The organism is Leptospira interrogans (assembly GCF_900156205.1).
Classification (GTDB): Bacteria; Spirochaetota; Leptospiria; order Leptospirales; family Leptospiraceae; genus Leptospira; species Leptospira interrogans.
In genome coordinates, this window is record NZ_FTNA01000036.1 from 1 (window position 1) to 16,125 (window position 16,125).

General features: G+C 34.6%; 12 protein-coding genes. 4 read left to right on the forward strand and 8 right to left on the reverse strand.

All coding sequences use genetic code 11. The annotated features are described in order from the left end of the window. The coding region (locus tag BW942_RS18805; protein ID WP_244552892.1) for a DUF1561 family protein at positions 1-976 on the forward strand (976 nt) is incomplete at its 5' end. Positions 977-2,535: 1,559 nt separating this feature from the next. Here the strand turns inward: BW942_RS18805 and BW942_RS18815 are convergent. Together BW942_RS18815 and BW942_RS18820 are read right to left on the reverse strand one after the other, a co-directional pair. After that, positions 2,536-3,366, reverse strand: coding sequence for a hypothetical protein (locus BW942_RS18815; protein WP_000575342.1), 831 nt, complete (start codon positions 3,364-3,366; stop codon positions 2,536-2,538). A 3-nt stretch (positions 3,367-3,369) separates the two neighbouring features. Continuing rightward, positions 3,370-4,548, reverse strand: a complete 1,179-nt coding sequence (locus tag BW942_RS18820; protein ID WP_002081726.1) for an LIC10775 family protein — start codon at positions 4,546-4,548, stop codon at positions 3,370-3,372. A 1,459-nt stretch (positions 4,549-6,007) separates the two neighbouring features. Between BW942_RS18820 and BW942_RS18830 the strand changes: the two genes are divergently transcribed. Beyond that, the gene (locus BW942_RS18830; RefSeq protein WP_000221043.1) at positions 6,008-7,114 is read left to right on the forward strand and encodes an LIC10774 family surface protein; all 1,107 of its coding nucleotides are present in this window, start codon (positions 6,008-6,010) and stop codon (positions 7,112-7,114) included. A 372-nt stretch (positions 7,115-7,486) separates the two neighbouring features. On the opposite strand, the gene BW942_RS18835 is transcribed toward BW942_RS18830, so the two are convergent. The 6 genes from BW942_RS18835 to BW942_RS18860 all read right to left on the reverse strand — a co-directional run bounded on the left by BW942_RS18835 (position 7,487) and on the right by BW942_RS18860 (position 14,705). Next, positions 7,487-8,896, reverse strand: a complete 1,410-nt coding sequence (locus BW942_RS18835) for an N-acetylmuramoyl-L-alanine amidase family protein (RefSeq protein ID WP_001252402.1) — start codon at positions 8,894-8,896, stop codon at positions 7,487-7,489. Next, entirely contained in the window at positions 8,896-9,675 is a 780-nt protein-coding gene (locus BW942_RS18840; RefSeq protein ID WP_000096242.1) for a hypothetical protein, read from the reverse strand. Before BW942_RS18840 ends, BW942_RS18835 begins: the two co-directional genes overlap by 1 nt. 225 nt (positions 9,676-9,900) lie before the next feature. Then, positions 9,901-10,578 carry an O-methyltransferase gene (locus tag BW942_RS18845; RefSeq protein ID WP_000033675.1) on the reverse strand — a complete coding sequence of 226 codons (678 nt, stop codon included), beginning with the start codon at positions 10,576-10,578 and terminating at the stop codon, positions 9,901-9,903. Continuing rightward, positions 10,575-11,402 (reverse strand): MBL fold metallo-hydrolase, encoded by an 828-nt coding sequence (locus BW942_RS18850; RefSeq protein ID WP_000271588.1) that lies wholly within the window; start codon positions 11,400-11,402, stop codon positions 10,575-10,577. Before BW942_RS18850 ends, BW942_RS18845 begins: the two co-directional genes overlap by 4 nt. Continuing rightward, positions 11,402-13,075: a M16 family metallopeptidase gene (locus BW942_RS18855; RefSeq protein WP_000649940.1), complete on the reverse strand. Its 1,674-nt coding sequence runs from the start codon at positions 13,073-13,075 to the stop codon at positions 11,402-11,404. The genes BW942_RS18850 and BW942_RS18855 overlap by 1 nt, the downstream gene beginning before the upstream one ends. A gap of 1 nt (position 13,076) precedes the next feature. After that, positions 13,077-14,705 carry a M16 family metallopeptidase gene (locus BW942_RS18860; protein ID WP_000333575.1) on the reverse strand — a complete coding sequence of 543 codons (1,629 nt, stop codon included), beginning with the start codon at positions 14,703-14,705 and terminating at the stop codon, positions 13,077-13,079. Between the two features lie 28 nt (positions 14,706-14,733). On the opposite strand from BW942_RS18860, the gene BW942_RS18865 reads away from it, so the two are divergent. Together BW942_RS18865 and BW942_RS18870 are read left to right on the forward strand one after the other, a co-directional pair. Beyond that, complete coding sequence (locus tag BW942_RS18865; RefSeq protein WP_000087417.1) at positions 14,734-15,516, forward strand: hypothetical protein; 783 nt, start codon at positions 14,734-14,736, stop codon at positions 15,514-15,516. After that, complete coding sequence (locus BW942_RS18870; protein WP_000836305.1) at positions 15,513-15,947, forward strand: lipoprotein; 435 nt, start codon at positions 15,513-15,515, stop codon at positions 15,945-15,947. The genes BW942_RS18865 and BW942_RS18870 overlap by 4 nt, the downstream gene beginning before the upstream one ends. Positions 15,948-16,125 lie beyond the last annotated feature (178 nt).

Consider the following 16,125-nt stretch of genomic DNA (forward strand, 5'->3'; position numbering starts at 1 on the left):
TAAACTTTCTTATTTGAAAAAGGATACAACCTATAACCCGACTTCTCTATTTATCGTTGATAGAAATTTATTAAATTGGGTCCGTTACACAGCAAGTAATCTTGGAAAGACAGATCAGTATTGTCCAGCTGGTAAGAAAGAAAATCATAATATAACAATAAAAAGGAATTTACCACCGGGCTTTCAATTAACCGAGGAATGGATTAGAAGACTTTATGATATAACAAATTCAACTTTATCTGCAGGTGAGGTACAGATACACGGTATATGCGGAGTTTGTTTACTTCATACCTTCCAGATGTTGGCAGAACTTCAGGAGTATCATTCTCACGGACCAATTCAGGGTGGAGGTTACTTCTTCGACACAGCTCCTAATAGAGATCCTTTTGACTCGTTTAGACAACGTTATCCGGAATTGGACGCGTTGTTAGTAAATGTACCTAACGTATATGGTTCTGCCGGTAGCACAACTAGACTACTAACATTAGCATCCGCTCGGATTATGTTACCTCAATACAACTGGATCCTCTCTCGTGAATTTACCACTCGATCTGAAATTTTATCTCATATAAGATCACTTATAGGTTCTCCCGCCGGAAGTGTTTGGTTGGCGTTAATGTTGCGATATAGTCCATATGCAAGAACTCTAATATGGCATGCCGTTCCAATTCTTAGAACCTCTCAAGGGTTAGTAGTAATTCCAACGAATTGGTCTGGGCTGCCATTGAATGTCTATAGGCTCTATTTAACTCCCACCACGGATCCGTTCCAGGTAATCAGTAATCTAGAAATACCAAGTAGACCCCTACTGAGACTTATCACAATACGATTAGATCGGATTTACAATAATATTTTTGATTTCATGATCTCTAATAGGGATTGTAGTGGAGAAGGAGAAGATAGAAGAGGTACAGGACGATATCCAATCAGTACATTAGTAAATCAGTGCTCGGGAGGTAGATGCACATTGATGTAAGTCAGTGATCGAAGACGCTTCCTGGATGTAACCACAGAAAAAACCGTAGATGGAAAGTTCACAAATACAAAATCAGCGTCAACTTTATGAAGAATAGTCAAGGATCTTATTCTATTACTGTTGCAATATCGGTATTATCAAACAAAAAAGAGGATTTAATTTTACATCTGATAAAGAAGTAAATCCTAATGAATAAATTAAGTCCTTTTTAGAAGTCTCCGAATAAACCTTACTCATCACAATACAAAAGTAAATATCTAAAATGCCGATTTGCCTCCAATAACTTTCGAAACGATTCGTATTTAATTTCAATTTTTCTAAAGTAACGTGAGTTCAACGTAAAAAAATCTTGGTGAATAAAAAACTCAGACGTTGCTCCCTAAACTCAGCAAAACGCTCTTTATCATCACCAACCCCACAAATAATTGGATCTCAAGATCTATCGTCGGAATTACGACAAAATCTTCTGTAAAACTTAGTTCCCACAACGCGATCCGTAGAGAGCCGTTGTGTTGAGTTTTCCCTATTTTTGGGTGGGGGAGGTTTTCTTTATCAGAAAAACATACTTTTTGCAAGTAAAAAGACTCATTCTTGTCGGAACACTTGAAAAATGTGCCTTTTTAAGCCCAGAACGGCGATCCATAGAAAGCCCGTTCTGCTTTAGTTCATTTTGATTCTAAAATCCTATTCAACTTGTGGGGTTGGGTGATGGCTCTTTATGGATCACGTTTTAGGTTTAAATAAAAATTGCTTTCATGTTGTTATACCGAACTCACATTAAAATAAAGTCCGTTTAAAAGCTATAATTTGCCTAAACGACGGTTCTGTGGGAACTACCACAAACCTGAGATTTTACAGATAAATTTTAAAATTGTAGGAACTCTTACATTAATTGATTTATATTTAAAACTTGTCTCAAAGTCTGTTGAGCATCCATAAAAGCGAAATACTAAGCTTTTTGAACTGCCCTTAAGAAATAAAAGATGAAGATTTCACAAAAATGTGGGAACTACTACAAAAATTTAACGAAATTAGAACTGCTCGAAAGTTCGCAAATTGCTAAATGAGACTTAATTTGTAGGAACTAGTGTACTTTATTAAAAATTTCTAAAGAATGATCGCATAAAATTCTTTGAGGTTTTGGGATAAAATCTTATTATAATTTCTAAAAAACAGTACCGCAAATTTTTACTACAAAATCTGTTATTGTAACTTTTTATTTCTAATAGAGTTTAAAAAAAACATAGTGGAGATTAACAAAACTATTTCGATCAACCGTTTCTATACAACGGGAACCGATGGAGAATTGATTTTTTAACAACTCTCATGATTTTTTGGATTCACAGAACCTTTCTATAAAACCTAAAAATAAAGGTTTCACCCAAAACCATATAACAAAACAATAAACACTTTTACTCAAACAGAACGTTGGGATAAAAATTTATTTAATAAAGGTTTTATTCTTTTGCTACAAAAATGTATAAAAAATAATACTTTAAATTTTTGAAAAAAAGACTTTTACAAAAAAATATAATATTCAAAAAATATAAATTAAAAACTCATTTTCTTTTTTCAAAAAACTGACCTAAAAAGATACAAATGAACCAAGAATAATTAAGAAAAAAAAGTCCAGACAGCCCATACATTCCGGCTCGAACGAGTTTCTTTTCTGGATCTGCGATCGGCCTAAAAATTGTAGGATATTCCGAAACTGTAAGTTTATAGATTCTTCCCGCGTCCTGAACAGAAAGTTTGTAATAAGGATATAAAGAATGATGTTTTAAATTTTCACCCCAAAAAAAGACAGAACTTCCCCAATTACAAGTCGGAAGTTCCATTTTTTCACAAGCGACCCAAACATGAACTGGATCACCCTTTTTCCAAGTTGACGAAACTAATGGAGCAACATGAAAGTAAATCGTCTTAGTAAGCTGTGGCTCCGCCTTTGACTTGCTAATGGCAGATCTAGAAGAGATATAGTCTGGAAGAATTTTTACTTCTCTAAACACTAAAATTCGATTTTTTCCAAACTCACCGCCTTGTGAAAGATCCATGTTTTTTCCTACAGGAATTCCTAAAAAAAATCCTATAGTATGACTGATATAAAGAGAAGAAACCCCCGCCGACAGAAGACTTAAAAATAATGCAATGTAGAGAAGGTTACCAAATTTTGTGCTGAGACGGATGACTAAAAAAAGCAAAGGAAGAAATAAAAATAAAAGCCAAATAATCGTAAAAAAAACAGAACCATACATTCCAAGAGGTATGAATACAAGCGCCATTCCATTTACAAGACCAAACCCAATCAACAATAACTGCCAGGTTAAATTTTGCGGAGATGGTTCCGGTGGAAAAGGACGATCTCCAATTTTTACGAGAGCAAAAATCATGATTCATTCGACGATAAGTTTTTGATTCAATTGCAACCAGATTTGACGAATTTGATCCGTCTGCGCTTCCGGCCCTGAGACGGAAAACAAAAGTCCACGATTTTCTCTTAAATAATATTTTTCTAAAATAATCATAGGAACCTTTCTTCCATCTCTGTGAAAAATTTCAAAACGAGTCGTATAAGAATCATCTTCCTTTTTTCTTCTAAAATTTGTCTCTCGAATTGTTCTAGGATTGATTCCACGTTTGAGATCCCAAAGTTGAAAATAATTTTTAGAAGTATAAATCGCCGCAACCGGATGATAAGAAAGTCCTATCGTAAATAGAATTCTATCTGGTCTGTAGTTAAGAAATTTTTCGGCTTGGGAACGATATATTTTTTCCCATTCTTCTTCACTTTTATTTTCTATTTTTTTCGTTTTGGCAGAAGTCTGAGTTTTGTTTTCTGCCAATTCATCATCTCCAATCGATTGATAAAATCTTCGAACCTTCCAAACATGATCCCCTTCGGTTCCACCCTCTGGAGTTTGCAATTCGGGGAAAAAATGTTTCCAATTGTTTGTAGTTTCTAAAGAAAATCGAAACTGGTCGCTTTCAATTTTTAGAATATTCTTTTTTACGCAACCATACGGATCCGTAAGACTATCCACGTCCATTTTTTTGTGAGCCATGTGTTTGATTAGCCGACTCAATTCTTCCGTCGCGGTCTTGTATCCCTCTGGCACAAGTTTTCCAAATTGAAATCGATAACAAAGTCCGACTCCTTTTAATAAACGAATGGCAGAATACGGTTCACCGAGTTCTGCCATTACTTTTGCCTCGCTTATATGAACGTCCAATTCGGAAACATCTGGAAACACTTCCCTAAAATCCCGATCCACCAAAAACTCTACTCTTCCGTCCTTGTAAAACTTATAGTTTCTTCCGTATAAATCAGTTTTCCAAACAAAGTGGGCATTAGGTCGAAAGTATTTCATTACTTTGTTATAGATTATAGCTTCTTCTTTTTCTTGATCTTCATACCAATTATCTCGAAGTAAAGGATCAGAAACTATAGTTTGTGTTTGGGCCAAAAGTTGATTGAAATAAGTTTCCGTTTGCATTTGTGCCAATATCGGTAGAAAAAAAAGCAAAAGAGTTAATATGCTTAAAAAACTGAATATTCTAATTTTTTGATACAACTGTATCCACCATCTATATTTGAATCTAAAATTTATATTATGAAAAAAGAATCACATTCTCCAGAAAAAGTCCATTCACTATAAAAATCCTAGAATTAAATCCAATTTATTAGTTATGAAACCTGCCCTTAGTAGTCCGAGTATAATATTTTACGCTGACATACAGTTTTTATAGGTTGTAAAATACAAAAAGCGATTTTTTTCGATTACACTTTTTCATTTTAGGAGTATTTAAAAGTATACTATCATTTTTAAATCGTTTGAACATGATACATTAAAATTTTGCCACTTAAAACTATATAATAGAACACCCAATATCTCACATTCAAACAGTTCTTTATGATGAACATTTTCAACATTCAATTTTATAGGGATTAATAATATTAGAGTTGTTGAAAAATTCTATAGTGGAGTTTAACAAAACTACTTCAATCGACAGTTTCCATACAACGGAAATCGATGGCGAATTAATTTTTCAACAACTCTATTTTAAAAGAACCAACCTCTATTCAATGAATTTTTAATCCAATTGATGTCCGTAAAACAGTAGTTTCATACCTAAATTTGATTGGACATCATTCTTTTTAGATTGAATAGAGATCTCTATTTTATAAAATGAATTTCCTACTTCCTTTAAGAACTCAAGTTAAAATATGCACAAACAAATAGTTACATCAAAATATAGCTATATACTATTTAGAGTAAATTAACGACAAGATAATATCTAGATTGATGGAAAGATATAACCTTCAATATCTTATCTATCCTACAAGCAAGCAAATCAATTATTTTAATGAATATAAAAGATAAATAAAGAGGTGATCTGATTCATTTGAGACAATAAACTTTTAAAATAAATTTAGATAATCTGAAATTATGAAAAAATTGATAACAGTCAAAATGAATAGAGTTGTTGAAAAATTTCATAGTGGCGATTAACAAAACTGCTTCAATTGCCGATTTACATAAAATAGAAACAGATAGAGAATTAATTTAGAACTTGTCCCCAAACCGTCCACTACTACGAAAATTTAACGACATTAAAACAGCTCGAAAGTTTGCAAATTGCTAAATGCACCTAATTTGTAAGAACTACTACATTTTATTAAAGATTTCTAAAGAGTTATCGCGTAAAATTCTTTAAGGTTTTGAGACAAACTCTTTGTAAAGCTAATCGTTTTTATTATATTCTATTTTTTGCATGCATTTTTTATTCGTTCTATTTTTTCATTCCTCTATTTTTTTAGTTTTTACGAAGTTCAAGTATCACTCACTTACTCTCTACATTTTAAAGCCCTTTCTACATTCTTTATCTTCATGAAATCGTTGTTTTGCGATTGTCATTCAAAAAAAATTATTTTATAAAAGTTCTCTACACCCAAATAGTTAAAACATATTTTTTTAATATATAGCGTATATTTCACATTTTTAACACGTTTATTATTTTATTTGTTGAATTATGACTTATATTATCAAAATTTCGAATTCAGGAAAAAAAATGAAACAAATTCTTTCAATTACACTATTCATGTTCTTGGTCGGGTGTGTCACAGAAAACCAAGAATCCGAAAAATCTTCTTCAGTTCTTTCAGGAGTTTTTAATCAACAACTATTAAAACTTACGCTTGATCATGAAAAAAATTCATCCTCTATCACCGTATATAACGTTAGTTACTTTGTCGATTCAGTGGGAGGAATGGATTCTTATCCGGGGACGTCAAACCAACCCTTCAAAACAATCACCAAAGCGTTATCATTAGTTAAAGCTGGAGATTCCATCTTTGTCGCACCCGGAACCTATGATGCTGCTTCCGGAGAACGTTTTCCACTTATTGTACCTGACGAAGTCCAACTCATTGGAGACGAATTAGGTAAAGGTATGGTTGGCGGCGAACAATCTACAGGGTATCACGGTTCGGGATCTTTTCCTAGAGTAGGACCTACTTTGATCTCTGGATTCCCCACATCCACTAATGATGTTCGTTTTAATACGATAACAGGTAAAAGCCTAACAATCATTGCAGGATTCCAAATTAAGAATACATATTCCAATCCTATGGAAGGTCCCCTTAAGGGTGTGGCAGTATTTTTACAAGATGCTGGAACAACGATTCGGAACAATACAATTTCTGCCCTCGGAATTAACTTAAACATCCATAATCTCGTTCAAGGCGGAGGAGGTCATATCATTACTGGAAATAAAATTACTTCTGCCATAAGAGGAATCGATGGTCCTGGATCCGTGGAAGGAGTACCTAGCAGAATAGAGAACAACATCATTTCTCAAAACCTAATTGGAGTGTTGACTAACGCAGATGGATTGGATTTTGGAGGAGGGAGTGCCGGAAGCGTGGGAAACAATATTCTTTCCTGCAATTCAAATTGCGATTTACATATTGGAAGTAATCAGCCAGGGAAAACCTTATATGCTATGAATAACAAATGGGATCACTCCCCTCCCACGGTATCGGATTTACAACCAAATGTGGATATTATAAACAGCAACTATAGTGTTACCATTCTTCGTACAAATGGATATACAATTGCAACGGGAGCGTGTCAGTAAAAAAATTTCCCCTTTTTTGTTTTTCAAAAAGGGGGATTTTCAAAAAAGTTTTTTATATCTTCGTTTCATAAAACACGAGTTTAACGATAACAGTTAATTGATAAAGAAGTGAAATCGTTGATTGCACAAAAAAAGAAAATTCATTTTAAAGTAGAATCTTCCGATAAAAATGAAATTCATAAAGAAAGAAAAAATTCGAATTCACTTTCTAAAGTTTAAAACTGCCAACCTAAATGTTAAACGACTTGTCTATAAAATCGTAATCCTATCACGAAGAATCAGGAAACTACTACATTCTATAAACCTAATTTTAATCTGATTCCTAAAGTTAGTCTATTCATTGGCAAGTTTATGGAATGTAAAAAAGTATCTTCACTCACTTACAATTTGAAAGTAATTCCCTTCTTTTCTGTTTTCGTAACGTTTCCAATTGATTTTTTTACCAACCGGAACATAGGGATAATTTTGTTTTTTAATTCTCATTCCGTGAACCAAAGAATAAATTCCAGCTGCAAGCGAAATCGCAACGTCTTTTTTACGTTTTGTCATCAAAATCATATCATTTTCTTTATCTATATAACCGATTTCTAAATAAGCTGAAATAGCATTGATAAAAGTAGGTAACGCGTATGTAGAAAGATAAGGTTTGTTGATTGGGCCCGGTTCTGGAAATTTTTCCTCGGTTTTTCTTTTTCGAAGTCCATATTGAACAAATCTCATCAACTCCGCAGAAGCATAATGATTATCCCCTCCAAAACCTTCCCTACCATCTTCTCTTCTCCAAAGTTCAGGGGCAGCCTTTTCTCTTTCCCAAAATTTTCCTTCCGCCACAAAGTGTTTATGAGTTTTAGAATATTGTCCTCTTCCACCAACCTTTGCTAATTCTTCCCAACCGGGAAGATCCTTGTATTTCCAACTAACCATATTTTGGCGATAACCTTCAAATGCAGATAAGTCGGCTTTTTTACCACTTTGATTAGGCCAATATCCGTGAAAATAAATCCAAGCGTCCGCGATCGCATTTTCTAATTTGGACCAACCTTCTTTAAAAACCATCCAATCTTTCCAAGGAGAATTTTCAAACTTCTCCTTTGCGTATTTGCCTTCGCTGATTCCCTTTAACACATAAAAAGTTCGATAAGAAGGTGTAAGCACAGCCGCCATTCCACCAGGGTGCTCTTTATAACTCGGATTGAGATGAAGAGAAACTACTAAGTTCGGTTTTTCACGATTGATAAACGAAATCCTTCCAAGTTGAATCTGTTTGTTTTTTTTATCTGGATAATCAAAAAGACGATACGGAGCATTCGGATCCTCGTTTAAAGAGTAATCTTTTTCTTCCGCGTTTTCGTTTCGGGTCATTACAGAATCGATTTGAATCCAAGGTAAATCTTCATTGGTAAACGATTTCATATAAGAACGAAAAACTTTAAATCCTTCCTCGGTTTTCGTAAGATCTAGAATCTCCTTTAGTTCTTTAGAAAGTTCTAATACGATTGTTTTTTCTTTAGTTCCCTTAAAAGAAGCTCCGGCCTTATAAAGTTCCAAATATTTATCCGAAATTGGATCGTATTTGTCTCCGTGGTCTTCCCTAGGTTTGAGATCCAAACCTCCATGTCCAGGATCGATTATTATTTTAAAAGTTTTAAGCGGAGATTTAGAAACTGATTTAGAATCCGAAGTTTCTTTTTTTTCAGGACCGGCCAACAGTACCAATCCTGAAAACAGGAAGATTAAAAAGATAGAATTATGAACCGAAAAAAAGTTTTGAAAACGCCTCACTATTTTTTCTGAGCGTCCTTATTATCCGAAACTTCGGAATAGACCATATTTCGATTATCGCTTAAATCTATTTTATATTTTTCACGAATGTTTTTACTTTCCTCTTCGGGTTTGAGATTGCTCAAAATTGAAATCCCATATTCTTTTGCAATTCGAAAGTGCATTAAAGAATCCTTATATCTTGAATCCCTACGCATCCTGTCTGCCTGGATCATTTGATAGTAAGCGATCTGAAGTTTATGATGATTTGCAGAAATTTCTCTGCTCCGAGCCGAAGCAGACTGGGTAGAACTATTCTGAGTTTGCTCCACGCTCACGATCGTATCTGCACATTCTCCCAAAAGCTGATCTGTTCTTTTATTATAATGATCCGAAAACTTAGTATAGAGTTTATCCATACTTTCAGTGGTTTCACGCATTTTTCTTCCGGCCACCACATATTGTCTTCTATAATAATAATGAAGCGCATCGTTATATTGTTTCCAGATCGAGTTTAAATCTTCATTTGAACCTTGAACGTTGGAACCAAAATTTTTTGTTACAGTTGCGAGAGCGTGAATATCATTTTTCACTTTTTCCTTCATAGAATCCAGAGTTCTCGCATAATGGAATTCTTCCAGATAATCCCCTTGATATTTAGGATCGTTAATCGCACTTGCAAGCTCGTTACCTTTAGCCTCTTCTTTGGATGCGTTTGTTTGAGCCGAAATGGAAAACGTCAAGAAGAATAAAGCTGAAACTGAAACTGAAATAAAAAATCGAAAATATTTAGATGACATGCGAATCTCCTGCACGGAAGTATAACACAGTGTTTTAAAACGCAACTAGTATTTTGTATTCAGAGGATTGAATAGAGACGAACTTCACTTTACTCACGGGAGAAAAAGGATTGAATTGTAAATTCATATCTCACGGAATATAATACAATCTTAATGTACCTCAGTATATCTCGATCCTTCTATTACCTCCGGAAAGAAAAACGTGAGCGATTTTACCTTGTTCTGTCACTTAAATCGAATCTTAAGTAGACCGTCTCCGACTGGAAAAAGTGTATACGCTAAATTCGAATTTTGAACCTCATTCCAAAATTCTCTCACCGCCTTGTCCGAAGGAGCTTGTCTGGAAGGGTCAAAAATTCTACCGTGCCAAAGAACGTTATCGAACACAGCAGTATCCGGTTGTAAACGTTTCAGAATCCGAAAAATTTCAGGATACAAAACCTTATCACAATCGACAAACACAAATTTGGCGGTCCAACTAACATTGGGATTTCCACAAATTTCCTTGAGATAATGAAGACAATGAACCTTTAAAAGATGAATATCTAAATTTTCAAAAGGATGTTTTTCCAAATAAGAACGAACTTTAGTAATATAATTGATCTCTCTTTCTAAAGAGACAATCTTAGAACTTACTTTTAAACCGGAAGCCATCCAAAAAAGAGAAACACCGTATCCTGTTCCTAATTCTAAGATCTCTTTTGGTTGTTCATTTTCCACGAAAAAACGAAGAACCGCTCCAGAAGCAGGAGTTAAAACCGGAACGCCTAGTTCGGCGGCCTCTTTTTCCATCTGAAATAAAATTTCAATCGGACGTGGAATCAAATCGGAATCTATTTTCTCTTCCAGACCGTTCAGAAAAATCGAGGTCCCGTATTTGCCGGGAGGACTTCCTTTACTCACGGCAAAAACGGATGAAATCTATGTCGTTCTTCTTTCGGAATTCTTTTATCTAAAACTTCTCGGATATAAGAAACCGAATAACGTTTTGAAAAATGAATGAGTACAATTTTTTCGTTTTTAAACGAAGAAAGATTATTTAAGATCTCATCCAGATGAGTATGTCCCCATTCCCTTGCCTGAGCCACGTTTCGTTCGTTATCTATATAAGTACATTCAATAAATAGAATACTAGAGTTTGCAACGTCTTCGTGTTCCAAAACGTATTCTATCTTTGTGTCCCCCGAAAAACTGATCACCGGAATTTCACTCAACTCAGAGACTTCTATTTTTTCCTTTAAGGCTTGGTTGAGTTCGTTCTGAGAAATAGATTGAAATTCCTTTTTCAATTTTTTTCTCTTCTGATACAAAGTATATCCTTGAGAAGGAACCCTATGAAAAGTTTGATGAGGAGAAAAAAAATGATTTGAATCTAAATCGATTTTATCTCCCGGGCTTACCGCATTGAGTTCATATGCGTAAGTAAAATTTTCGATCTCAGAATAAAGATCCAAAATCTTTTGCATCGGTTCTTTTAAAGGAGCTGGAACAAAAATTTTAGGTGATTTTAGTTTTCTCAAAGACCTTTGAGATATATAATAAGGTAATCCGCAGGAATGATCCAAATGAGAATGAGTCAACAACAAATTATCCAGATGAATCCGATTAGGATTCTGAGCCCCAATGTCAAACATCAAACTTAAGGAAGGAAGATACAAGGAAGTACGAATACCTCCCTCCGAAATCCCTTCGAATTGATACTGTTTATGTTGAAATTTACAATACACTAAGGAATCCTTTCTTCTGGCGTAATGTGTTTTACGGATTCATTTAAACCTTTTGTAATGTTTTTTGGACCGGTCAAAATCGTTTTAACAGAAGAGCTTACAAAATATTTTTTTCCTACTCTTTTAAGATCGCCTAACGTAACTGCTTGAATTTTATCTCGATACGTTTTTAAATAATCGTTTGGCATACCATGTTCTTGAAACCGAAGAAAGTTATGAAGAATTCCCATCTTATCTACAAATTGAAAGATAAACCGATTGACGATAGATTGTTTTGCAGATTCCAGTTCCTTTTCTGTAATTTTAGAAATCGTTTCTTCACTTAGGATCTCACGCATCAGATCGTAGACTTCTTTAGTCGTAGAAGTTTTTGTCTGAGTAGTAAAATAGACCACTCCATAATCCTTCTCAAAATGAGTAGAACTACCTGAAGAATAAGCAAGTCCTCGATCAGAACGAATCTTTTGCATCAAATAAGAACTAAAACCTCCACCTCCGATGATATAATTCGCCAACTGAATTGCATAAAAATCAGGATCTCTATGTGCAGGAAGAATTCCGGTCATCATCACTACACTTTGAGTCGCTTCTTTATCCACACCTAAAACTTGAAAGGAAAGAGAATCCAAATTTTTCTTTAAAATTTGTGTATCGATTTTTACTGAAGTTTCCTTACGAAAATTTTCTCTCAAAGGTAAAATAGAAGCGATCAAAAGTTCTGCTTCTTCTTTTTGTAAATCTCCCGTAAGTAGAACGATTCTTTTAGAAGTAGAAACGGCTTTATCAAAGTATTCTTTAATATCCTTAGAGTTGATTTTTGCAAGAGAATCCAACTCAACACTTTTACCTAAAACGGTTCCTTTATAGACAAGTTCTGCGGTTTTACGATAAGCAATATCGGAAATCTTATCGTTTCTTCTTTTGATCGATTCCTCTAAGTTGAGTTTTGCAACCGCAAAACCTTCTTCGTTTAATAACGGAGAGGTAATAAATTCACGAATCAGAGGAACTACTTCTTTTTCGAATCTAGAAAGATAAGAAATCGTGAATATAATTTTTTCGGAATTTACGTCTGTATCAATTTTGGCTCCGTAACCTTCTAAAGTTTCTATAAACTTACTTCCTGGCGCTGAAGGAACTCCTCCGTGTTTCCAAGCTTGAACAAAAAGTTCCGGAACTTCGGGAGGAAGATTCGGGTTGTACAAAACTCCTGCATAAATATGAATTTCTAAATTTCTGAGAGGGAATTCTTCTCCCGGTAAAAAATAAACCTCCGTTCCTTTTCCAACACCAAAAACTTTCACTTCTGGAAATTCAAAAGTGAGGGGAGGAATTTTTACGTCTTTTACAAAATCTCCGGGAGCAGCTTCTAAAAAAGAAGTCGCAAAAATAAAAAGTAAAATAGAATAATAGAATATTCTACTATAGTAATTTTTTATTTTTAAACCGATTCTTTTCAGATCGGACCCCATCCGCAGATTGAAAGACTTTCTTTTAAACAAAAATCTTTTTCGAAAAAAATTAAACAATCTATTTGGTAAAAAATAAAACCTAGAATACAAATTCAAAAATCGATCTTTATAACTTAAAAATCTAGAAAAAACAAAATTATATTTTTCTAATAGTTCTAAATTATACGTTTGATAAACCATGACGTCTTTTAAGCATTTCATCTTAGTTACCTGCTCCTTTTGCGGGAGGATTCAGTTCCGCGATTGTTCTATTTTCGGGTACAAAATATTTTTTTGCTACTCTTTGTACGTCCTCTGGAGTGACTGTATCTAATTCCTCATAACCTCTTAAAAGTTCTCTCCAATCTCCGTATAACAGTTGATAGAGCGAAAGGACGTCTGCAAGTTTTCCGTTGTCGTCCAAGGCGCGCAAGTATCCACCTAAGATTTGATTTTTGATTCTAAATAATTCTTCCGAAGTAATCAGTTCCGTTTTTAACTTATCCAATTCTTCTTGGACTAGATTTTCCACTTTTTTCTGATCCGCGTTTTGATTGTTTGTAATGTAGATAGAAAACAGATTAGAAAATCTATCTCCAGGATCTCCGTTCCAACAATACACTCCTTGTGCGACTTGTTTTTCTAATATTAGTTTTTTATAAAGTCTTCCAGATTCTCCTTCGGCGAGCAAAGTATCGATTATGCTAAAAACGGCGTCGTCAGGATGAGGAAACGCGGGTTTATGAAAACCAATGATTTTAGAAGGAGTACTCGGATGAACCACGGAAACAAATTTAGATCCGTTAAATCCCGCCTGAGTTGTTTTCTTCAAGGGTTGAAGACTTCCTTTTTTTAAATCTCCAAAATAGTTACGTAGTATTTTTTCCGTTTTATCAAAATCCAAAGAACCAACTATCGCGATCACCATTCTTTGCGGGTCATAGTAGTTTTTAAAAAACGTTTTCGTTTTTTCCAAATCTAAAAAACCTAAATTCTTTTCATAGCCGATTACGGGCATACGATACGGATGTCCTTCTGGAAACGCTGCATCTAAATATTTTTCCCTTAAAATCCCAAGACCTCTGTTTTCGACACGCATCCTTCTTTCTTCCAGGACCACGTCCCTTTCTGTATAATATTCTCTTAATATAGGATTTTTCAATCGATCCGATTCCAACTTGGCCCAAATTTCTAAACGATTTGCAGGAAGAAGAATCTGATAGTTCGTAACGTCGTTCGAAGTATATGCGTTAAATCCTACTCCTCCGTTTTTAGAATAAATATAATTGTCTTCATTAGAAATTACGAATTTACGATGTAGTTCCAAAAGAGAATAAAACCTTTTTTTCAAAGTTTCAATTTGATTCTTAAATTCATCCGAAGGTTCTTCTCCTTTTTCTTTCATTTCCAGTTCTTTCAGCCTTAGGGTATCCAACCTTTTTCCCCAAACGGCAATCTGTTCTAAGTAAGGTTTTTCCTTTTCATAGTTTGTGGTTCCTATGTTTTTAGTTCCCTTAAAAAGCATATGCTCTAAAAGATGAGCCGTACCAGCTATCTCTGGAGTTTCGTCGGCAGAACCAACTAAAAATTTAGTATAGACGGCGATGGTGGGAGAATCTTCCCGTTTCATCATCAAAACATTCAGTCCGTTTTCCATTTGAAAGGTTCTGGTCTTTTCTTCTAAAGATTTTTTCAAACCGGAAAAGATCGCAGTGTCCGCATAAACAGAAACATTTGAAATACAAAGGTAGATTCCTAAAATTATAAGAACCTTGCTGCTTTTTTTGTGATGGAAAATTTGAACTTTAAAACAAACTATAAAGAGTTTAAGAATCCCTAGTATAAAACACATAGCTACAGTCTTTCCTCTTTAAGGCCTGGTGTCCAGAAAGTTCCCGGAAAATCCTGCTTCCTTTTCCGATGGATTCAAATACGTTTGTCTTATGCGGCGAATTTATTTTTTATTTTTGTCGATTTCAGTTTTAACTTTTCATTCTGTTTGTGTTCCCGCAGACCCAGAATATAGACAAAAGGTTCTTGAAAATATAAAAGATACAGGTTTTATCTCCAGGGAATTTTTTCAAATCCTAGTCAAGGTTCCTCTTCCTACCAAGGACATGGGAATCAAAGAGCTAAGAAATCAATGTAGAAAAATTGCAGAGACAAAACGGGATGAAATGGCGGTTTCAATTCTACTCAAAGAAATTCGTGGGAACGAACTCATTTTTAGTGGGCCATTACCTCCCGATTTAACGAGCAGTTTACCCCCCGCTCTTCCGGGTCAAATTACAACTACTACAGCCGCTTCTTCTGCCGTTCCTGGAAGTATCGCCGTATCCGGTAGTACGGGAGCCAATCCGACCACAAACCCAAATCAAAGTACCAATCAAACCACCACGGCTACAAATACTGCAACTTCTACTCCAGATCCAAAAGCAGCTGAAAAAAACAAAGAAAAAGAAAAACAATTAGCCCAAGACGTTCTGGTATATAGAGGTGCGTTCGCTTGGTTTTTAAACTCTATGTTTCTTTTTAGAGAAGACTATACAGACGCCACGAATTGTACTTTCATTTATAGAAATATTCAGCAAGATTTGTATGCAAACGTTATACGAAAGGGATTAAAACCTATTTCCAAAGAAGAAGTATCGGAGGCGCCATGAAATCGATTCAACTATTTTTAATAGTAACAACGTTGTTACTATCCATCTATCACTGTTCGTCCTCTCCTTCTACTGAAATAGAAAACGAACGTCCTAAAAAAACTACTACGGTAATGGAAGAATCCAACGAAAGTTCAGGTGATGAATTTATCAAAGCTACCGAGGGTTTTCTAAACGCGGATACGTTCCAAGTAGTAGTTTCTTCTTTAGAAGGAAACGCGGATGGAGCCCAAGATCTGGCTCGTAAAAGGGCTCTTAATCTTCTCATTGCAGAAAAAGGAGACAAGTTTCGTCCTTCTGATAAATCGGTTCTCAAAGAGTTAGTAGAATCTAAAGGGCAAATCATAAAATCTTCCGGTCCGATCCAAGGAAAAATTTACTTTTTATTTCAGATTTCGTCTCCTGGTTTAAAAACAAGTTTGAAACGTTAGTCTCCATTTTATTTTAAATAAAGTTTTTAAAAAATCTAAATCTATTTTTACTACTCGAACGTATAAAAATGGTCCCCAAAACTAACCGTCAATTTTACAGAAATATGCAAGCCCTTAAAAATTGAGTCTAATCCGAAATTTTTGGCCGTTTAAAAAAATTGTATATTCTAATTTTTGA

Bases quoted from the DNA above. Each gene is read 5' to 3' on its own strand.
- BW942_RS18870 (WP_000836305.1), top strand. From the start codon at position 15,513: ATGAAATCGATTCAACTATTTTTAATAGTAACAACGTTGTTACTATCC.
- BW942_RS18860 (WP_000333575.1), bottom strand. From the start codon at position 14,705: ATGTGTTTTATACTAGGGATTCTTAAACTCTTTATAGTTTGTTTTAAA.
- BW942_RS18815 (WP_000575342.1), bottom strand. From the start codon at position 3,366: ATGATTTTTGCTCTCGTAAAAATTGGAGATCGTCCTTTTCCACCGGAA.
- BW942_RS18840 (WP_000096242.1), bottom strand. From the start codon at position 9,675: ATGTCATCTAAATATTTTCGATTTTTTATTTCAGTTTCAGTTTCAGCT.
- BW942_RS18855 (WP_000649940.1), bottom strand. From the start codon at position 13,075: ATGAAATGCTTAAAAGACGTCATGGTTTATCAAACGTATAATTTAGAA.
- BW942_RS18830 (WP_000221043.1), top strand. From the start codon at position 6,008: ATGACTTATATTATCAAAATTTCGAATTCAGGAAAAAAAATGAAACAA.